Below are 21,501 nucleotides of genomic sequence, written 5' to 3'. Positions count from 1 at the left end.
CTTTAACCCGGATTAACTTCTGGTTGGTGAGTATTTTGCTGTAGCCTGCAACAGGGCAGACTTCACTGCCCTGTACAAAAAATAAGCAACTTAACGATAAATGATATAGTTTCTAGCTTTTAGCGCTCTAGACAGGGATTCTAGAGACGAACAAAGGACAGTAGACGCACGTCCTCTAGCTAGCAGTCTTGCTCGCGCAAGTTGCGCCGCTAGTTGTGAAAAAATTTTTGAGAAGCATGGTGTCTGGAAGTGGCGGCAGATGAATTGCCGCCCGGATGAAAGGAGGAGTGGAGGGGACTTAACGTGGCAAAGTATGACAGATTTCTGTGGCGGGAAAAAACAACATTAATTGCTCTGGCTGCGGCTGCTAGTAGTTTTATTGCTGGTCTCATGTTGCCAGTAAACCCACAAGGTAGCGATCCAGAAATTCTTCTATCCCCTACTGAAAAAATGGGGCATCACACCCCCGAAAAAAGTGGCATTGATATCCTAGCTTTAAAGGCACAGCGAGATGAGGCATTTGTAAAGGTATTCTCTCGATTGGAACAGGAGGCACAAGACAGACGCCTGATGGTTTCTGTACCTACGCAATTTCAGGGCAAAACCTTTCAGGAAGTAACACTCAGCAGCAAAGAGAAAGTTATCGCCCTGACATTTGATGATGGACCTTGGCCTAAAAGCACGTTGGAAGTGCTGGAAATTCTCAAGAAAAATAACATCAAGGCAACATTCTTTATGGTGGGGAAGAACGTGAAAAATTTTCCCCATTTGGCGCGTCAAGTTTCCCTGGATGGTCACGCGATTGGCAATCACACTTGGAGCCACCTTTACCATCGCTTCAACGAAACTGGAGCTTCCAGTGAAATTGACCGTACATCCGACATGATTTATCAAACTACAGGCATCAAGACAACTCTATTTCGTCCACCCGGTGGTCATCTTAAAAACGGATTAGCCGCCTACGCCCATAAGAAGAACTACGCGGTTGTGATGTGGTCTTCTGATTCAAGAGACTATAGCCGTCCTTCGGTGCCATTATTCATCAAGCACGCGCTAACTGGAATCACACCAGGCGGAATTGTCCTGATGCACGATGGAGGTGGCAATCGAGACCACACGGTGCGGGCTTTACCCCAATTAATTACCGAATACAAAAAGCGTGGCTACAGGTTTGTCACGGTGCCAGAACTGATGGAGATGCAAGACAAAGAAGTGAAGTTAGCCGCTGCTGCTAAGTCAGCTTCTCCGAAAGCTCAATCGGCTGCTCCCAAAACTCAACCGGCTGCTCCCAAAACTGAATAAAGAAAGATAATATTTCCCGTTTCATGGGCTATACAGAGGTGGCTGATGATTGGGAAAAAGGTTTAAGTTTTGAGTGGTGAATTTTGAATTAAAGAAATTTACTTTCACTCATTACCATCATGCTGAATCCCACTGGCCTGTACGATATCGCAGGCATTTATAGAGTTTATAGAGCAAGAATTTCTTCTCTATGATGCTTGTAAGGGGAACCCGTCAGGTTCCCCTTCACTTTTTATTTACTGCACCGAGCTAAGCACCTTTTCTGGTGTTGCTTCAGGATTGGCTTCTGGAGAATCAGCCTCGGAAGGAGGCACAACTTGCCAAAATTTGGCTAGAGACTCAGCCCAGTTGGCTAAAATATCTTTTGCTTTCTGGCTACCTGTACGTTCGGCGTGCAGCTCAATCAGCTCTTTGAGTTGTTGCTCACCGGCAGGTGTCCTGACTCGTTGCAGCTTGACAATTTCCGGATTTACCTTCGATGTAAAGCTGCCATCCTCATCTAGGAAGTAAGCTAAACCCCCGGTCATCCCCGCGCCCACATTGCGTCCGACTCTGCCCAAGACGACAATCGCGCCGCCAGTCATGTATTCGCAACAGTGGTCGCCTGCACCTTCGATCACCGCCATGCCCTTGGAATTGCGAACGGCAAAGCGCTCACCAGCTTGACCATTGGCAAGCATGATGCCGCCCGTGGCACCGTAGAGACAGGTGTTGCCGACAATCACGTTTTGGGCTGGATCGTAGGTGGCTGACTGGGGCGGCTTGATGACAATTTCGCCACCATGCATCCCCTTGCCTACGTAGTCATTTGCCTCACCTTCCAGGTTGAGAGTGATGCCAGGGAGGTTGAAGGCACCAAAACTTTGACCCACACTGCCTTGGAAGTTGAGGGTAAGACTGCCACTCCAGCCGGTGTTTCCATATTGAGATGCGATCGCTCCGGCAATCCTTGCCCCAACTGTCCGGTCTGTATTTACCACGGTTACAGCTTTGGTCACGCTCGACTGATTTGCGATCGCATCTTTAACTTCCGGGTCGTTGAGCAGTTGATCGTCCAAAACTGGGCCATTGCTATGAACTGCCTCGTGAACCAGCCAGGAACGGTCTTCGCGGGTATCGGGAAGACGGGTCAGGCAATCTAGATTCAGGGCCTGTGTCTTGGTGAGTTTCGTTGGGCGCACCTTCAAGAGATCGGCTCGACCAATGATGTCGTTGAGCGACCGATATCCCAACCGTGCCAAGAGACTCCGCACTTCTTCTGCCGCAAAGTAGAAGAAGTTGACGACGTGTTCTGGCATTCCGGGGAAGCGCTTCCGCAAGTTTTCTTGCTGAGAAGCTACGCCTACGGGGCAGTTATTGGTATGACATATCCGCGCCATAATGCAGCCTTCGGCAATCATGGCAATCGAGCCGAAACCGTATTCTTCTCCGCCCATTAAAGCGGCGATGACGACATCCCAGCCGCTCTTGAAGCCACCGTCTACTCGCAGAATTACGCGATCGCGCAAGCTGTTTTCCATGAGGACGCGATGCACTTCGGTTAACCCCAGTTCCCAAGGGCTTCCGGCGTGTTTAATCGACGACAGCGGAGAAGCGCCCGTACCCCCATCGTGACCGGATATCTGGATAATATCGGCATTTGCTTTGGCGACCCCAGCCGCGATGGTACCGATGCCAACTTCTGCTACCAGCTTCACCGATACTCCCGCTTTCGGGTTAATTTGGTGCAAGTCAAAAATTAACTGCGCCAAATCTTCAATGGAATAGATATCGTGGTGCGGCGGCGGCGAAATCAACGTCACCCCAGGCTTGGAACGGCGCAGCATGGCGATGTAAGGGCTAACTTTTGTCCCCGGTAGCTGACCGCCTTCTCCCGGCTTGGCACCTTGAGCGATTTTGATTTCAATTTGCTTGGCGCTCATCAGGTACTCAGGGGTGACGCCAAAGCGACCGCTAGCAACCTGCTTAATCGAAGAAGAAGCCGTATCCCCATTCCTTAATCCTTTCAGATGCGGTAAGACCTGGGAATGACCCATTTCATCGACATCATCGAGAACTTTGTAACGAACTGGGTCTTCGCCGCCTTCTCCAGAGTTGGATTTACCGCCGATGCGGTTCATGGCGATCGCGAGGGTTTCGTGCGCTTCCCGCGACAATGCCCCTAGAGACATCCCACCTGTAGCGAAACGCTTGAAAATTTCCTCGACTGGCTCTACTTCTGCCAGTGGAATGGGGGCGCGATCGCTTTCTAGATCCAGCAAATCTCTGAGCGCCGTTACGGGTCGCCCTTGCAAGTGCTTTTGATAAACTTCGTAGTGGTCGTACTGCGGATTCTTCACCGCCTGATGCAGCGACTTGGCAACTTCCGGGCTGTTCATGTGGTACTCGCCCCCCGGACGGTACTGCACAAAGCCACAGTTTTCCAGCTTTTTGCGCGGCACTTCTGGGAACGCCGCCGAATGGAAGGACATCACTTCTTGGGCAAGTTCTGCTACGCTCAAGCCACCGAGGCGCGACGCCGTCCCCGCGAAGCCGAGCTTCAGCAAATCTCCTCCAATACCAATTGCCTCAAAAATTTGTGCCCCTTGATAGCTAGACAGTAGAGAAATCCCCATTTTTGAGAGAATTTTCAACAATCCAGCTTCTACCGCTTTGCAGTAATTTTTTTGAGCCTGCTCTAAGCTAATACTCTTGATTCTGCCCCGCTGCATCATATTTTGCGTCTTGCTGTCGCTCCACCAATGACGCACGGTTTCCAGAGACAGATAAGGACAAACCGCAGAAGCACCGTAGCCAATTAGACAACCAAAGTGGTGCGTACTCCAACACTGAGCGGTATCGACAATTAGGGATGCCCTCGTCCGCAGACCCTGCTGGATCAAGTGATGGTGTACTGCCCCTACAGCTAGGAGCGGTGGAATATAGCTGGATTCGGCACTAATACCATTCGCTATGCGATCGCTTAGAATGATTATTTCTTTCCCAGCACGGACGGCTTGAGCCGCTGCTTCGCATAAGCTTCTAACCGCTACCTCTAGCCCTTCTGGCCCTTTCTCAATTTCAAACAGCGTTGAGAACTGCTCTGTCTCGAAAGAAGAAGCGCAGATTTGCTCTAGTTGTGCTTCATTCAGAACCGGAGACTCTAACTTCAGCAACCGGGCATACTCTGGTTTCACTTCCAAGAGATTTCCCCGCTTACCCAGAGAAACCGATAGCGACATCACCATGCCTTCGCGCAGGGGGTCAATTGGCGGATTTGTCACTTGGGCGAAGCGCTGCTTGAAATAGTCATAAAGCAAATGCGGCTTTTCTGACAGCACTGCGAGGGGAATGTCATCTCCCATGCAAAATGTCGGTTCTTTTCCAGAAGACGCCATTTCCTCAATGACCATTTCCACATCTTCAGTGGTGTAGCCAAAGGCAATTTGCTGGCGCAGCAAGGTTTGATTATCCAGCTTTGGTTCTAGTGCAAAAGGCTCCGCTGCTAGATTTTGTCGGTGAGACGCTAGCCACTCTCCATAAGGATGGGTAGCGGCAATCCGTTCCTTAATCTCCCAATTTTTTTGAACTTCGTGGGTTTCCAGGTCAACGGCGATCATTTGACCTGGCCCCAAGCGACCTTTTTCCAGAATCTCTGCTTCGGGCAAATCGACTACACCGGCTTCGGAAGCGACGACGACGTAGCCATCCCGCGTGATGCTGTATCGAGCCGGTCGCAGACCGTTGCGGTCGAGGGTCGCCCCTACTTTTTTCCCGTCGCTGAATACTAGCAGTGCTGGGCCATCCCAAGGTTCCTGAAGCCCGTTGTAATATTCATAAAAATTAACAATTTCTGGACGCTCCAACAATTCCGGCTGATTTTGGTACGCCTCTGGCACCATAATCGTCAAGGCTTCCAGAGGACTCCGACCCGTGCGTACCAGTAACTCTAGTACGTTATCAAGAGTTGCCGAGTCGCTATTATCGAGATGAACGAGTGGCTTGAGGTCGTTGATGCGTTCTCCCCAAAGCGGGTGCTTCAGCTCTGCCTCTCGTGCCATCATCCAGTTAATATTTCCCAACAGCGTATTAATCTCGCCGTTGTGCCCCAAAAGCCGCATTGGTTGGGCTAGAGGCCATTTGGGCAGGGTGTTGGTGCTGAAGCGGCGGTGATAGACAGCAAAGGCGCTCTTATAAACTGGATTTTTTAAATCTGTATAAAATTCTCCCAGCACGGCGGAGCGCACCATGCCCTTATAAACGATGGTGCGGCTAGAGAACGAACAGACGTAAAAATCTTCCGACCATTCTAGATCGAGGTCGCTATTGGCCTTGAGTGCCTTGCTGATACGGCAGCGAGCCAAATACAACTTTCGTTCCAGTTCATCGCCCTGTAAATGGGTCGAGGTACAGATCAGCTGCTCGATTCGTGGCTGGTTCTCTTTTGCCTGTATCCCAAGCACCTGGGGCTGTACTGGCACCTCTCGCCATCCCAAGACAGTTAATTCTTCCTGTTCGAGAGTTTTCCGAACAATGTCCTTGGCTCTGCTGGCAGCTTCGGTATCTTGGGGTAAAAATACCATTGCCACCCCTGTCTGCTGAGTCGGGGGCATTTCTATGCTTTGAGTTGCCAACCATTCACCCAACAGTTCCCACGGAATGGCGGTCATCAAACCGGCTCCATCCCCAGAATCCTGGTCAGCACTACAACCGCCCCGGTGTTCCAGACAAGCCAGGGCAGATAAAGACTTCTCGACTAATTCATGCTCTGGCGTTCCCTGCGGATTGGCGATGAAGCCGACGCCGCAGGCATCGCGTTCCTCTACCAACCATCGCGGGCCAGGAGAGGTTTCTGCCCCCTTTAGCGTTCCCTGTAATTGATGATTATCATTCACACTCCTGTTCTCCATGAGCTGATCCACGTTTTTCCTTTACTTACTGATACAAATTTCCCGTTCTCAGGTTGCTAACCCTGTGGCAAGACTTTACTAAACAACAGGATTAAAAATTGTCAAACGATGACAAAACTCGTCGTCAATGTATTTAAACACTCATTTCAGTCTTCTCTCGCCGAGACTAGGTGATGCCTCCAAAGCCTGACTTATCTAGATATAGATGCCATTTGACCATGAAGGCTGCAACTGAATGACATTACTACTTTTTCTGCTTTTTTTGCGCTAGAGCCAAGGGTGACAAAACTGGTTGTCAGAGCGATCGCTTCCCGCAAGGTGCTGTTAAGAACCTCGTTCTAACCCGATTCCTATCCCAGCAGCCTGCAAGAGTGACGGATTAGACATCTTATCATTTTTTAATGACGCCTAATATAAATCCCCGACGCTAGTCAAGGGACTGGTAAGCGACCCCAAGACATAGAGCCAGGACAAACAAATTGTAGGGGCTATCGTCAACACCAAGTCCAGACTGGGCTATGTTTTTAGCCGCTACTTTGAGAGCGAATGCTTCGCCCTATTGAGTTGTTGAATAAAGCGTCTTGCCGAACCCTGCGGTTATGCTTTTTATTATGAAGCTAAAAAAGCAGGCTTGAGAAGATAAAGTCATTGTTTTTTGATAGTTGTGCTGCTGACGCGCTGAGTTATTTTAGAAGTCTTGACTCTGTAGACACGCATCCAGCGTTATCCAGGTGTATGGCAAATACGCCCCTACAGAAGAGCTGCCCTATTTTATTGATGTTGTCGAATGATCAGGAGAACGACGTCACAGAGTGAGACGTTCGATGGTGTGGCGGGCATAATTGCCCCCGGTCGCCTAATCGCTTTCTCGCTCCCGTCCATTATTGCCCTCTCAGTTTACATGGCGACTTCTTCCCCGGTCGGAAGCACTAAAGAGCCAGTGTTAAAGGCACGGGAGAGCGAAGAAAAGAGCCAGATAGCACCACCGACTGCCAAGCAGATACCTGTAGCCCCCCACAAGCTTCCCCCCAAAGGATTACAGTTTTATGCCGCTCTCAGCAGGCCCAACAAGTTGCCCAGTCAAGCGTTGCCTGTTGCAGCTCCCACTGGGAAACTTCAAAAATTACCGGCACCGGAATTGCCCCTAACCACACAGGCGTTGGTGCCTTCAGCATCGCCTCAGATTTCTCGGTTGGGTTATCAAGTTTCTATCAACGGTCGCACCTTGCCAGCCACTTGGAGTCAGTGGCGGCTGGGAGAGTCTGTCCGTACCGGAATTAGCGACGCCGGGATGAGTCAAACATTGGGGGTAGAGCTTTTAAATACTGGAGATGTCACCAGACAGCCGGTACAGTGGTTTTCCCAACCGGCAACGGAGCCGCTAATGTTAGCGACGCAGGCAGTGGGGTCGTATCGCTATCTAGATATTACCGATTTCGCCCAGAGAGCCGGTTGGAAGATGGAGGTAAAGGGCACCAAGCTCTTGATTTCCTCTAAGCCAGCGCAAGTGGCAGATATTCAACCAGCACTGCAACCGAGGGGTTCGCGCATGACGATCGAGATCGATCGTCCGACGCCGTGGCAAGTGAGAAAAGAGGGTGAAGAATTAGTCGTCACAATGGATGCAGTGGCTACTCCCGCTCTCCTCCAGCGTTTTTCTTCCGCTCCAGTACCGCTGCTACAGGCTCCGAAGCAAGGGAAGGTCGCAGAGAAGGACAGGGAAACAGAAGGAGAGATTCCCTCGATAGTTCCACTTCCCCATCGCTCGAAATTACCGACTCCAGTGGTGGAATCAATTCAGAACCAAACCCAAATCCGTATCAACATTCCAGCCGGTCTGTCTCCTCGCTTTTCCTCCCTACCCAACCCGAATCGATTGGTTATCGATTTTCTACCAGAGGCGATGGTAGAGCGAGATATTCTTTGGGCGAAAGGAATCCGCTGGAAACAGCAGTATGTGAGTTTGGGTTCTTCCCGATTTCCGGTAGTTGGGCTGATATTGAATCCCCGTCTTCAGGGGGATGTCAACTTGCCCTTTTTTAAAATGAAACCGATCTGGAGCCATCCTTCCAAGATGATGGGAGTCGCTCCCCTGAGCGAGACAGCCCAGATGTGGCACGCCTCGGCGGCAGTCAACGGGGGCTTTTTTAATCGCAAGAACCAGCTACCTTTAGGCGCAATTCGGCGGGATGGGCGCTGGTTATCCGGGCCGATTCTGAATCGAGGCGCGATCGCCTGGAATGATACGGGAGCGGTGAAAATTGGGCGTCTGGCGCTCCAAGAAACTTTAATCACCTCAACGGGTGCGCGGTTGCCAATTTTTTTCCTCAACAGTGGCTACGTCAAGGCAGGCATTTCCCGCTATACCCCGGAGTGGGGAGCAACCTACACGCCGCTCATTGATGATGAAATCATTGTCGTTGTCCAGAACAACCAAGTCACGAGCCTTCTACCCGGAGGGATTGCGGGTAAAACTGCCTTTCCCATTCCCCGCAATGGTTTCTTACTCACCCTACGCGCTAACCGAGGACCAGCCGCTTCTCTCCCGCTTGGTACGAAAGTATGGGTAGAGGGAGCTACTGTCCCTGCTGACTTTAACCGCTACCCGCACATTGTTGGTGCTGGTCCCCTTTTGTTGCAAAATCGGCAAATTGTGCTGAATGCCAAAGGCGAGCAATTTAGCGACGCTTTCGATAAGCAAGCCGCAATTCGCAGTGCAATTGGAACGACCGCAGACGGCAACCTAATGATTGTTGCCGTTCACAATCGCGTTGGTGGAACTGGGCCTACCTTGAGAGAAATGGCTGCCCTGATGCAAAAAATGGGTATCATTGACGCCCTCAACCTCGACGGTGGCAGCTCTACCAGCCTCTACTTAGGGGGGCAGCTCCTAGATCGCCCTCCCTCCAGTGCCGCCCGCGTTCACAACGGTCTTGGTATCTTCTTCCAGCCCACCCGGTAGTCGCTGATTTAGGATTTTTTTACGATTTAGCCAATTTGTCAACCGTTAAAACTTCTATGAAGACTTGATGTAGATTGCGAGGATTCAGTAGTTTACGGTTACAACAGCCTGGTTTGATTTGCTATGTTTGGCAAAGATTCCCTCAATGTGTCAGCGATCGCTCACTACAATCGTCCATTCTCAAAATGTATTCACCATGCTGACAAAGCAACGGTTTTAAGGAGAAACATCAATGGCTCAGGCGCAAGAAATTTCTCAAACTTCTGCCTTCCCTTTACCCAGTTCGATAGCCACCAACGGAATTGCTGCAACGGAATTGCGCCCTTGGGGTTCTTTCACGATTCTGGAAGAAGGGCGAGGCTACAAAATCAAGCGCATTGAAGTAAAGCCTGGTCACCGGCTCAGCCTGCAAATGCACTACCACCGTAGCGAACACTGGATCGTGGTTTCAGGCACAGCGAAGGTTGTTTGTGGCGAGCAAGAACTGACCCTTAGCAGCAATCAATCGACCTATGTTCCTCAATGCCATACTCATCGCCTAGAGAATCCTGGTGTCATTCCTTTGGTATTAATCGAGGTTCAGAATGGGGAATATTTAGGAGAAGATGACATTGTTCGTTTTCAAGATGACTACTCCCGCAGTCAGCAAAAAAAGTAGGCTAGGGTTCAAAGTTGGGTAGCTCGACGAGCGACTACCCGATTTCAGTATTTTTTTGAAATCAAATTTTCTAGGGCGTTCTTCCATCATGATGTGGGAGTCGCCCTAAATGGTTTCCGGAGGGCATGCGATCGCGCCGCAGTCCAATTCTATCTTTCATTCATCTATTGCATTCCCACGGCTCTTGTCATTCCCGGACGAGCCAGGAGTCATCTAAAGCGAGACGAGTGTTTCTACTCAGTGAGACCTGTGAAACTGGACAAGTTTCCTGATTTCTCTTGCAGGGGTAGGGGTTGGGCGTTAAAACATCTAAGGCTGGCAAGCAAAACCAGAGCCTTGGGGACTAATCTAGAATAACTGCCAGAACACTGCATCTACCTCATGCTGGGAAAAACGCTCAGTGGTCGCTACCAAATTATCAAACACTTGGGAGGCGGGGGGTTTGGTCAAACTTACCTTGCCGAAGATCAGCAGCTACCGGGCAATCCACAATGTGTCGTTAAGCAACTCAAACCCAAGGCTAACGATTCATTAACGTTGGAGGTAGCTAGACGTTTATTCGATCGGGAAGTTCAAGTCCTCTATCGCTTAGGTAATCACAATCAAATTCCTCAACTTTTAGCTCATTTTGAGGAGGAGCAAGAGTTTTATTTAGTACAAGAATTCATCGAAGGGCACGAACTCAAGCAAGAATTACCCGTTGGTAAGCAACTGAAAGAGGACTTAGTCCTTGTCCTTTTACAAGACCTCTTAGAAATCTTAGCTTTTGTCCATCAGCAAGATGTCATCCACCGGGATATTAAGCCGTCAAATTTAATTAGGCGCAAGCAAGATAGCAAATTAGTCTTGATTGATTTTGGAGCCGTTAAAGAAGTCGGCACGGAGACTGTCAGTCCTTCCGGGGAGACAACTTTAACGGTGGTGATTGGTTCGCCTGGTTATATGGCAAACGAACAACTCAGCGGTAAACCCCGATTCAGCAGCGATATTTATGCTGTAGGGATGCTGGGAATTCAAGCCCTTACCGGATTACCATCATCTCAACTGCCAGAAGACTCCAAAAACAGTGAAATTTTATGGCGCGATCGCCTGCCGGTAGGGACGCGGTATACCGCGCCCCTACTAGACGTTTTAGACAAGATGGTGCGCTATGACTACCGCCAACGCTACCAAACAGCAATAGAAGCTTTGCAGGCGCTCCAGCAGCTCAATACTGACTTAGTAACGCAGCCGATGACACCCCCTTCTTATAACGTCAGGTCATCACCTACTGCTTCGTTGCTACCCGTCACGCAGACGCTGTCGATTCAAATCTCATCAGCAAGGCAACCGACAAACCAGAATTCTTCTGTGGCGACATCGGTCATTCAGGAAGCACCACCAAAGTCTGATGAAGAAGGGATTTCTACTATCCAAAACAAGGCTCCTGTACTAATAAGAATTGGCGCGGGTATTGCTACAGCTCTAGTTCTGACAGTCGGAATTTTCTATTTTCAAAGACCTCATACCATTGGAGAAAAACCACAAGAAATTGCTTTAGTCAACACCCTCCCCGGTCATGCAGGCGGCGTTACATCGATTGCAATTAGCCCGGATGGTCAGTTCCTTGTCAGTAGCAGTCTCGACCAGACGATTAAGATTAGAAACGTCCGCAGCAAAGAAATCATTCACACGCTGACCGGGCATTCAGGATATGTTTATTCTGTTGCCATCAGTTCGGATGGTCAGACCCTCGTGAGCGGGAGTGCCGATAAAACAATTAAGGTGTGGAACCTGCAAACAGGGGAACTGCTTCGCACCCTGAGGGGGCATTTAGGGGATGTGTATTCCGTTGCGATTAGCCGAGATGGGCGAACCCTTGTTAGCGGTAGTCAGGACAAAACCATCAAGGTGTGGAACCTGCAAACAGGTGAATTGGTGCGATCGCTGATCGGGATCAAAGAAGGGCTAGATGAGGGCGTTCGGAATGTTGCCATTAGTCCAGATGGACAAACACTGGTCAGTAGTAACGTTTATGACATCAATGTGTGGAATTTGGAAACGGGCGAACTGCGCCGCACCTTTGGGGGACATATCGAGGCAGTGAGGGCGATCGCGATTAGCTCGAATGGTGAAACCTTAGCCAGTGGCAGTCCAGATGGAACTACAAAATTATGGAATTTACAAACAGGCAAACTGCTGAATACGTTTCCTCATGGATCTCGATTGCCAAATGGCTCTTTTTCTGGAGGAGTGTATGCGGTTGCCCTCAGTCCAGATGGTCAGATGCTCTTTAGTGGCAGTGGTACTAAGGAAAACAGCCTAAAATTGTGGAATCGGCGGACTGGAGAATTGATTCGCACCCTGACGGGACATTCCAACACGATTTTCGCAATTGCGATTAGTCCGGATGGGCAGACGATTTACAGTACTAGCCTGGATGGAACCATTAAGGTTTGGAGCGTGCCTTAAAGCTAGAAGCTTGGGGAAATAAGGGTAGAGAATCAAGGCTGAGGAAACAAGAGGGCGAAAAGCGATCGCGCTCATGCGAAGCGAGGGGTTAGCCTAGCGCTGACTTGTCAGTTCGCGTACTCTGTGGATTTCCCGATTCCCAAGGCTAAACTATCAGACAACTACACTGTACAAATGTCATGCTGGGAAAAACGCTCAGTGGTCGCTATTACATCGTCAAACACTTGGGACGCGGGGGTTTTGGTCAAACTTACCTGGCTGAAGATCGGCAGCTACCCGGAAATCCACTGTGTGTTGTTAAGCAACTTAAACCCCAAGCTACCGACCCCTTAACTTTACAAGTATCACAGCGTTTATTCGATCGAGAAGCCCAAGTCCTCTACAAGCTGGGAAAACACGATCAAATTCCCCAACTTTTGGCTCATTTTGAACAAGAGCAAGAGTTCTATTTAGTACAAGAATTTATCGAAGGGCATGAACTCAAGCAAGAGTTACCTGTTGGTAAGCATCTGAGTGAAAATCAGGTAATGACCCTCTGTGGAGACATTTTAAAAATATTAGAATTTGTTCATCAGCAAGAGGTCATTCATCGCGATATCAAACCTTCAAATTTAATTAGGCGCAAACAAGATGGAAAGATCGTTTTAATTGACTTTGGGGCAGTTAAACAAGTTAGCGCTCAAAAAACTAACTCTGAAAGGAATACTACTTTAACGGTTGCGATTGGTTCGCCCGGTTACATGGCGAACGAACAACTCGGTGGCAAACCGCGATTTTGTAGCGATATATATGCAGTGGGAATGATTGGTATCCAAGCAATTACAGGAATACCACCCAGCCAGTTACCAGAAGATCCGACAACCAGCGAGATGATTTGGCGGGATAAGGTACAAGTCAGCCAGCCGTTCGCCGATGTTTTAGACAAAATGGTGCGCTATGACCACCGTCAACGCTACCAAACAGCAACAGAAGCTTTGCAAGCACTTCAATGGGTTAATTCCCAAATGTCAACGGGGGCTTATCATGTGCCACCCACACAAACCCTAACGCCTCCAGCAGCCACGACTCAACCAATTGTCACTTCTACACTATTACCTCAAACCGACCCATCTCAGCCACAAACAATCCAGGATGCTGTTGCTGAGTTATCAACATCCTCGGTCGATACACCCATTAGCAATGCTGGTGTTGCGACTCCTCGAAATAAACCTCATTGGCTGATCGGAATTGGAGTCGGTCTTGCCACTGCTTTCGCGCTAACAGCGGGGATTTACTACTTTCCGAAACAAAATAATTCATCACCCTTATTACAAATTTCAAATAGTCCATCACCGTCGTTGCAAAAACTCAATAATTCTTGGGATCGGGTAGAAAATATTGCTTTAGCCAATACTTTTATTGGAAATTCAAAAAATGTTTATTCGGTTGCGATTAGCCCGGATGGTCAAACCCTCGCAAGCGGTGGTGATGACAACACTATCAAGCTGTGGAATTTAGGGACGAGACAACAACTGCAAACCCTCAAAGGTCATTCAGACTGGGTTTATTCTATTGCCTTCAGCCCTGATGGGCAGAAGATAGCAAGTAGTAGTGGTGACGGAACCATTAAAGTGTGGAATTTGCACTCTGGGCAACTACTGCAAACCCTCAAATCAGGGCCTGAAGACCGGGTTTTTTCGATTGCGATTAGCCCAGATGGACAAACTCTCGCCAGTGGGAGTAAGGACAAGACAATCAAGCTGTGGAATCTGGGCACGGGGCAACTGAAAAATACTCTCAAGGGGCATTCAGGCTTTATTTTATCGGTTGCGATCGCTCAAAATGGACAAACCCTTGTCAGTGGCAGCGATGACAAAACAATCAAAGTGTGGAATCTGTCCACAGGTACCCTGATTAGCACCGTCTCCGAGCCTTCAGACAATGGTGTTCCTGCTGTCGCCATTAGCCCAGATGGTCGGATTCTCGCCACTAGCAACATTTCCGACAAAATTTATCTATGGAATCTGCAAGAGCTTTTGAAGGGTTGTAAAGGCGCACAGCCATGTAGCCCTACACGGACTATCTTTGCCCATAAAGACTATGTTAATTCGGTTGCTTTCAGTCCCGATGGGCAGACTCTCGCGAGTGGGAGTAGGGACAATACAATCAAGCTGTGGAATCCACAAACAGGAGAGCTAAAAAGCCCGATTTCTAACCATTCAGGCGCTGTTAATTCTGTTACTTTTAGTCCTGATGGGAAAACCCTGGTCAGCAATGGTGAGGAAGGGAAAATCGAGGTTTGGCAATCGTCGCCCTAAAATATTGAGGATCTTGGGATAATTTTTCTAGAAAACCTAGAAAGCGATCGCCCTAAAACATTCATCGCTTTTCTTGCAGCTTTTCTAAATCCTGGATAGTCAGACTCATGGGAACCTCCTTCTGCACCGAGCTGAGGCTATAGCTATCGTATCCTCAATTGCTAAACCTACAATTTGCCAAAATGGGATTGTGAACCATTCAACGAAACAATTGACTCAGCGCCCTATTTATCTCGATTGCCATGCAACGACACCTCTTGATGAGCGGGTGTTAGCGGCAATGCTGCCTTACTTTACCGAGCATTTTGGCAACCCTGCCAGTATTACCCATGTCTATGGCTGGGAAGCGGAAGCTGCTGTCAAACAAGCCAGAGCAATTTTGGCAGACGCGATTAACGCCACACTGGAAGAAATTGTCTTTACTAGCGGTGCGACGGAGGCGAATAATTTAGCGATTAAAGGTGTCGCGGAAGCTTATTTTCAAAAAGGACGCCACATTATTACCGTAGAGACGGAGCATAACGCGGTTCTTGATCCTTGTGACTATTTGCGATCGCTTGGTTTCGAGGTGACTTTCCTCCCAGTCCAAAGCGATGGACTCATTGATTTATCTCAGTTAGAGAAAGCGATTCGTCCGGACACGATTTTAGTTTCGGTGATGACGGCGAATAACGAAATTGGGATTATACAGCCGTTGGCAGAAATTGGGGCAATTTGTCGCCAGCATCAGGTACTTTTCCATACGGATGCAGCCCAAGCAATTGCCAAAATTCCCCTAGATGTAGCGGCGATGAATATTGATCTGATGTCAATGACTGCCCATAAAGTCTATGGTCCGAAAGGAATTGGCGCTCTTTACGTCCGACGCCGCAACCCTAGAGTTCAAATGGCACCCCAAATACATGGAGGCGGACATGAGCGGGGGATGCGCTCTGGTACTCTTTATACACCGCAAATTGTTGGGTTTGCCAAGGCAGTAGAACTGGGACTCACGGAAATGGAATCGCAGACGCAACGCCTCGTCCAGTTGCGGGAACGCCTATGGCAGCAACTAAGCGGTTTGACAGGGATTCATTTAAATGGACATCCCACCCAGCGACTACCCGGAAACCTTAATATTAGTGTCGAGGGTGTAGATGGAGCGGCGCTATTACTGGGATTGCAACCAGTGGTGGCAGTGTCTTCTGGATCGGCTTGTACCTCTGTCAAAGTGTCTCCCTCTCATGTCCTGACAGCGCTAGGACGCTCGGAGCTGCTGGCTTATGCGTCGGTGCGGTTTGGGATTGGACGGCAGAATACAGCGGAGGAGATCGATCGAGTCGCACAGCACGCGCTCGCGACGATTTCCAGTCTGCGTAGGCAAGCTTCGATTGTCGGTTAAGCAACCAAATCTGCAAACTTAGGTTGAGAAAGTTCTGGCTAACGCCACTGCCAATCTAAGTTACGTCCGATCGGCGTAACAGCGCGATATAATACATCACAATAGAAGCAATTGCGGATCGAGGCTCCATCGGGTTGCCCCTCGTGTGAACCTGTCATGGTGGCGCTCGCGCAGCTAGCTTTTCTTTGAGACTTTCTGTTCATTCTTGGCAAAGTCCAGCGTTCAACCTTTTTGAAAAAGGATGGCACTGGCAACTTAAATTCATCGGGGAAGAGTTGACCCAGCTTGTCGGTTACTGATTCCAGTGACTATGGGCGATCGCACCTTTATTCTCTCTAGGTAGGGGCGGGTTTAGAATCTATCCCTGCTGTCATTGAACCAGAAGGTAAAACAAAACCGGCCCGTACAGAGTTGTTTCAGGCTGACACTGTTATTTTTTTTGAGCAAAAGTGAGAGTCACCTCGAAAGGATGAAGGATGTGGGGCGTAGACCGAAGGTCTTCTCGAAGAGCAGCTCTTCGTTGTACCTCGAAGGATACGGAAGGATAAATGAATACATTCCATTCCGCCTTCTGCCAGTGAGCAACTTCCGCCTGTCTGTTGTGCTATCAGCTTGCTGCAAATTTTGAGGAAATTGAATGCCAAAGCAAATTATCATCGCAGAGCAGCATCGAATCGCTGCCGTATTTTGGGAAGATCAAATTCAAGAACTCGTCGTTGCGACTGGCAACCATCAAGTTGGAGACATTTATCTGGGCGTTGTTGAAAATGTCTTACCTGGGATAGATGCCGCCTTTGTAAACATTGGAGATACAGAGCGCAATGGCTTTATTCATGTTACTGACTTGGGTCCGTTGCGGCTAAAACGCTCTGCGGGTGCGATTACAGAACTGCTGACACCCCAGCAGAAAGTCTTGGTACAAGTGATGAAAGAGCCGACGGGCAACAAAGGCCCCCGGCTTACCGGAAACGTCAGCTTACCCGGACGCTATGTAGTGTTGATGCCCTTCGGACGGGGTGTAAGTCTGTCTCGGCAAATCAAGAGTGAGAGCGAACGCAACCGCCTAAGAGCGTTAGCGGTTCTGATTAAACCCGCAGGTATGGGGCTGATCGTGCGGACAGAAGCAGAAGGACGCTCGGAAGAAGCCATCATTGAAGATTTAGAGTCTCTGCAAAAACAGTGGGAGGCAATTCAGCAAGAGGTAAACTCCACCAGGGCACCAGCGCTGTTGAATCGAGACGATGATTTCATTCAGCGCGTCCTGCGAGATATGTACAGTGCGGAAGTCAATCGCATTGTGGTAGATTCCCACACGGGAGTCAAACGAGTTAAGCAATACTTACTTAGCTGGAGCGGAGGGCGATCGCCTGAAGGGGTTTTGATCGACCATCACCGCGAGCGTCTCCCGATTTTAGAATACTTCCGCGTCAATGCCGCGATTCGAGAAGCCCTCAAGCCCAGAGTCGATCTTCCTTCTGGTGGCTACATTATCATTCAACCGACGGAAGCATTGACGGTCATCGATGTTAACTCCGGTTCCTTTACCCGCTCCGCAACAGCCCGCGAAACGGTTCTTTGGACAAACAGCGAGGCAGCAACGGAAATTGCCCGCCAACTGCGGCTTCGGAATATCGCCGGTGTGATTATTGTTGACTTTATTGACATGGATCAGCGGCGAGACCAGCTGCAAGTGCTGGAACACTTTAACAAAGCACTGAAAGTAGATAAAGCAAGACCGCAGATTGCTCAACTCTCAGAACTCGGCTTAGTAGAACTGACCCGCAAGCGCCAAGGTCAAAATATTTACGAATTGTTTAGTCAGGCGTGCCCGACCTGCGGCGGCTTGGGGCATCAAGTTCGCCTTCCCGGTGAGCCTGCCCGAAATGGCGGGGAAATTGCCGAGCATTCTGTGCCAGTGCCTGTAAGGGAAGTCCGGACGGCACCTTATCGAAACGAACGAAACGAACGAAACGAACTTGGCGTCCGGGAAATGCCCCTCCCAGACATCCGTGAAAGTCGCAGCGAAGCCTTAGATTTAGCTGTTGATGATGATGATGATGATGACGCAATGGATTTGATGCATCATCCCAGTTATCAGGAACGGGGAGGAGTCAATAACAATAATCGCCGTCGTCGTCGCCGCCGTATTGGCGAACCTGCTGCAAGAGAGGAAATCACTAAAAATCCCGTTCGAGTCTCGACTTCTCCGCCACTGGTGAATCATTTCAGACAGAGTCCGGTGGCAGAACCAGAAGTATCCAGAGACACCGAGGTATTTACAGCAGCGCCATTGCCCGTTTTACCCGCTGTGGAAGAAGGTCGTCGGGCGTCAAGACCGGAGCGTCCTAAGCCTTCCAGGCAGGAAGTTGAACCGCCGGAGATTGTTTCGATTGAAATGACCCCAGAGCAACAAGATATCTATGCTTTAATGGGAATTTCTCCGTTGGTACTCCTGAATCGGCAGGTCAAAAATCCTAAATCAGCGATTGTTTCTGTCACCTTACCCGGAGAGTCTGCCCAAACTGCACCTGCACCGTCTGTAGAACCAAGCAGGGAAGCTGTCAGCGTCATAGATAACATCATAGATAGGGATATTCCTGGCGTAGAGTCCGCGCTTGACGAGAAATTCTCTTATATATCCTCCGCCTACGAGGAAGATGAGATGAGAGATGGGGGAGATGAGACAACGGACGAGGAACCACCAACTCAGTTGGTGATGCCTGTGGTAATGCCCGAACCCGAAGTTCCTAGCGAAGAAGACACTGTGGAGAGTGCTTCTTCTGCATCCTCTAATGAAGCCGAAAGTAGCCCCGTGATAAACCGGCGGCGGCGTCGTCGGTCTTCTGCAACGGAGGCTTCTGAAGGCTGAAGGATGTTAGCGAAGCGGCGCTAACGCGCCGGATGAAGGATGAAACGAGAAAGACTGTAGGTATTTACCTAAAAATTCAGTTCCATACGGTTATGATTCATCCTTCATTCGTCAGAAGCTAAATTCTCAAGGAGTCAACGATCGTGTCGCCGCAAGTGCAAAATGCCCCCGCCGTCGTAAAGCGAATCCGCAAACCAAATTTCAACCCAGCCGATCTGCCAGAGTTAGCTGGCGATTGGGAACTGGTTGCCGGAGTGGATGAAGTGGGGCGCGGGGCTTTATTTGGGCCAGTGGTGGCAGCGGCTGTAATTTTACCAAAGTCTGCTTTTGAGGAACTTGCAGCCGCTGGGGTTAGAGACAGCAAACAGCTGTCTAGCTATCGGCGCAGCAAACTGGCAGAACACATTCAAGCGATCGCGCTTGACTGGAAAATCGGTTATGCCAACAATCAGGAAATTGACCAGATCAACATCTTGCAGGCGTCGTTATTGGCAATGAAGCGGGCTGTCACTAAGCTAAAGGTACAGCCGCAGATGTGTCTGGTTGATGGGAAGTGGTCGCTGCCAGACTTGGCGGTACCGCAACAGAATCTTGTGAAGGGTGATGAGCGATCGCTGGTCATTGCTGCGGCCAGCATTGTTGCCAAAGTGTGGCGCGACGACTTAATCATGCGTTTCGCCACCCAGTATCCTGCCTATCATTTAGCAGCTAATAAAGGTTACGGTACTGCTCCGCATCTCTTAGCTCTGCAACAATACGGTCCTTCGCGCTTGCATCGAATGTCTTTTAGTCCCTGTCGGGTGGGTAATCAATAAAAACAATTTACTGATGCCCTACTCCTGAGCAATTGAGTACAAGCGGGTTTATCCAAACATATTGCTGAGACAACAGATAAAACGAGCAAAACCGCTCTAATAATTTCAAAACTCAAAACTTTCGGAAGGCTGATTGCTAATTGCAGAGGACTGAGAATTAGTAGCGTTTGCCCACCGACGATAGTCTAAAAGTAACTGATGCATCAATCGTTGTTTGATAGTTAACAGTACACTTTTGAGTAGAGCATTTCCAGTCGCTTCTAAAAACGGCTTAGGGGTAAACAAAAAAGGCGGCGGCAGCTCTACTTTGACCTCTAAATCTGCTTTTCCTTTGAGATGAGTTGTTCCATTCAATTCGCACGGAGAAAGCTTACCAATTAAATTGAGAGCAAAGCGTTGGTTGATATATTCAACACCACGCAGTTCGCAATTTGTAGATGTTAAATGAACTGTTCCATCCGACTCTGCCCATACTCTTAAATCCACAATTGGTTGAATGCTCAGGGTCATAAAGCTTAAGGGACGCATTTTCAAACGAAAAAGCTCGTCACTGAGTTGTTCAATTCGAGTCGGATCGACTAGAGCCTGCACAAGACGTTGGGGCTGGCGCAAATAATGCTGAATGGGAACAGGTTGTTCCGGAACAGCAATTTGAACAGATTGGGAGGCAACAAATTGAGTTTGCATGAGAGGATGGTAACAGAATGTAATTCTGTACGCTAAATTAAATTAATTTTACTTTACAGTTCTTAAAAAAGCGGACAGAATTTTTTCTGGAGCTAAAATCCGTCCTAGTAAAGAAGGCATCAACTAAAGCATTCTGTAATTATAAAAATTTATAAAGCAGGTCTCCTCTTTCGGAGGCATAAGAAATAGACACTGGGATAGGGCATAAAGTAGCTCCACTCTATCCCTTGCGAGGGACAGCCTCGTTAGCACCGACTTTCTGAGAAAGGTAAAAAAGGTGTCAGAATGACTATCACGGAAAAATAAAGGGCTAGCTTTAATGGTCGTATCCGTTGCACACTTAGGACCTCCTGGCACTTACGCAGAAGCCGCTGCTTTGGCTTATGTTAGCTGGCTAACCCAGATGGGAAAGGAAGCGTTGTTATGTCCCTATTCCAGCATTGCTCAGACACTCCGAGCCGCAGCGCAGGGACAAGTGGATCTAGCTGTGGTGCCGGTAGAAAATTCGGTTGAGGGCAGTGTTACGACAACGTTGGATACCCTGTGGCAGTTAGATACGCTGCAAATTCAACAAGCTTTGGTACTGCCAATTTCTCATGCTCTGATGTCACGAGCGCCGAATTTAGAGGCAATTCAGACCGTTTATTCTCACCCACAGGCTTTGGCTCAGTGTCAGGGGTGGCTGGAGCGGTTTCTGCCGCAGGCGCAGCTGGTACCGACAAATGCGACGACGGAAGCTCTCAAGTATCTGGATGAGGACAAAACAGCGGGGGCGATCGCTTCCTCTAGAGCTGCTCAACTCTACAATCTACCGATTCTGGTTTGCCCGATTAATGATTATGTTGACAACTACACGCGGTTCTGGGTGCTGAGTTTACAACCCGCTACCGGAGGCAGTTGTACTTCTTTGGCGTTCAGCGTTCCTGCCAATGTACCTGGGGCACTCGCCAAACTGCTTCAAGTGTTTGCCAGCCGTGACATTAACTTGAGTCGAATTGAATCTCGCCCGACGAAGCGGAGTCTTGGCGACTATCTGTTCTTTATTGACTTGGAAGCGAACACTACAGAGGCATCGGTTCAATCCGCGTTAGAAGAATTATCCACTTATACCGAAACGCTCAAAATCTTTGGTAGCTATTCAATTCTGCCGGTAGGGAAACTCTAGTCTTGGGACTGTAGTCTTTAAAACT

General features: G+C 49.1%; 11 protein-coding genes. 9 read left to right on the top strand and 2 right to left on the bottom strand.

The window, feature by feature from the left end; translation table 11 throughout:
* Window positions 1–303: 303 nt before the first annotated feature.
* On the top strand, window positions 304–1,302 hold the full coding sequence (locus H6F52_RS24270) for a polysaccharide deacetylase family protein (RefSeq protein ID WP_347276249.1): 999 nt from the start codon (window positions 304–306) through the stop codon (window positions 1,300–1,302).
* Window positions 1,303–1,538: 236 nt separating this feature from the next.
* Here the strand turns inward: H6F52_RS24270 and H6F52_RS24265 are convergent, their stop codons facing one another.
* Window positions 1,539–6,191, bottom strand: coding sequence for a glutamate synthase-related protein (locus H6F52_RS24265; RefSeq protein WP_190536994.1), 4,653 nt, complete (start codon window positions 6,189–6,191; stop codon window positions 1,539–1,541).
* A gap of 829 nt (window positions 6,192–7,020) precedes the next feature.
* Between H6F52_RS24265 and H6F52_RS24260 the strand changes: the two genes are divergently transcribed.
* The 7 genes from H6F52_RS24260 to H6F52_RS24230 all read left to right on the top strand — a co-directional run bounded on the left by H6F52_RS24260 (window position 7,021) and on the right by H6F52_RS24230 (window position 19,624).
* Complete coding sequence (locus tag H6F52_RS24260) at window positions 7,021–9,153, top strand: phosphodiester glycosidase family protein (protein WP_347276248.1); 2,133 nt, start codon at window positions 7,021–7,023, stop codon at window positions 9,151–9,153.
* Between the two features lie 232 nt (window positions 9,154–9,385).
* Window positions 9,386–9,811 carry a phosphomannose isomerase type II C-terminal cupin domain gene (locus H6F52_RS24255; protein WP_190415385.1) on the top strand — a complete coding sequence of 142 codons (426 nt, stop codon included), beginning with the start codon at window positions 9,386–9,388 and terminating at the stop codon, window positions 9,809–9,811.
* Between the two features lie 381 nt (window positions 9,812–10,192).
* On the top strand, window positions 10,193–12,262 hold the full coding sequence (locus H6F52_RS24250) for a serine/threonine-protein kinase (protein WP_190536993.1): 2,070 nt from the start codon (window positions 10,193–10,195) through the stop codon (window positions 12,260–12,262).
* Window positions 12,263–12,441: 179 nt separating this feature from the next.
* Window positions 12,442–14,559: a serine/threonine-protein kinase gene (locus H6F52_RS24245; RefSeq protein ID WP_190536992.1), complete on the top strand. Its 2,118-nt coding sequence runs from the start codon at window positions 12,442–12,444 to the stop codon at window positions 14,557–14,559.
* A 211-nt stretch (window positions 14,560–14,770) separates the two neighbouring features.
* Window positions 14,771–15,940 carry an IscS subfamily cysteine desulfurase gene (locus H6F52_RS24240; protein ID WP_190537028.1) on the top strand — a complete coding sequence of 390 codons (1,170 nt, stop codon included), beginning with the start codon at window positions 14,771–14,773 and terminating at the stop codon, window positions 15,938–15,940.
* A 637-nt stretch (window positions 15,941–16,577) separates the two neighbouring features.
* Window positions 16,578–18,809: an Rne/Rng family ribonuclease gene (locus H6F52_RS24235; protein ID WP_190536991.1), complete on the top strand. Its 2,232-nt coding sequence runs from the start codon at window positions 16,578–16,580 to the stop codon at window positions 18,807–18,809.
* 185 nt (window positions 18,810–18,994) lie between these two features.
* Window positions 18,995–19,624 carry a ribonuclease HII gene (locus tag H6F52_RS24230; RefSeq protein WP_347276072.1) on the top strand — a complete coding sequence of 210 codons (630 nt, stop codon included), beginning with the start codon at window positions 18,995–18,997 and terminating at the stop codon, window positions 19,622–19,624.
* 105 nt (window positions 19,625–19,729) lie between these two features.
* Here the strand turns inward: H6F52_RS24230 and H6F52_RS24225 are convergent, their stop codons facing one another.
* A complete protein-coding gene (locus H6F52_RS24225; RefSeq protein ID WP_190415395.1) occupies window positions 19,730–20,311 on the bottom strand; it encodes a DUF1997 domain-containing protein in 582 nt (193 codons plus the stop codon).
* Between the two features lie 319 nt (window positions 20,312–20,630).
* Here H6F52_RS24225 and pheA point away from each other — a divergent pair, with 319 nt between their 5' ends.
* Window positions 20,631–21,476 carry a prephenate dehydratase gene (gene pheA, locus H6F52_RS24220; protein WP_190536990.1) on the top strand — a complete coding sequence of 282 codons (846 nt, stop codon included), beginning with the start codon at window positions 20,631–20,633 and terminating at the stop codon, window positions 21,474–21,476.
* Window positions 21,477–21,501: the final 25 nt, after the last annotated feature.

The organism is Coleofasciculus sp. FACHB-542, from assembly GCF_014695825.1.
Taxonomy (GTDB): domain Bacteria; phylum Cyanobacteriota; class Cyanobacteriia; order Cyanobacteriales; family FACHB-T130; genus FACHB-T130.
Note: the sequence above shows the minus strand (reverse complement) of the source record. Positions and strands in the feature narration are given on the sequence as shown.

Coding starts and splice junctions, on each gene's coding strand:
- H6F52_RS24265 (WP_190536994.1), bottom strand. CDS start 6,191: ATGGAGAACAGGAGTGTGAATGATAATCATCAATTACAGGGAACGCTA.
- H6F52_RS24255 (WP_190415385.1), top strand. CDS start 9,386: ATGGCTCAGGCGCAAGAAATTTCTCAAACTTCTGCCTTCCCTTTACCC.
- H6F52_RS24250 (WP_190536993.1), top strand. CDS start 10,193: ATGCTGGGAAAAACGCTCAGTGGTCGCTACCAAATTATCAAACACTTG.
- H6F52_RS24245 (WP_190536992.1), top strand. CDS start 12,442: ATGCTGGGAAAAACGCTCAGTGGTCGCTATTACATCGTCAAACACTTG.
- H6F52_RS24235 (WP_190536991.1), top strand. CDS start 16,578: ATGCCAAAGCAAATTATCATCGCAGAGCAGCATCGAATCGCTGCCGTA.
- H6F52_RS24225 (WP_190415395.1), bottom strand. CDS start 20,311: ATGCAAACTCAATTTGTTGCCTCCCAATCTGTTCAAATTGCTGTTCCG.
- pheA (WP_190536990.1), top strand. CDS start 20,631: ATGGTCGTATCCGTTGCACACTTAGGACCTCCTGGCACTTACGCAGAA.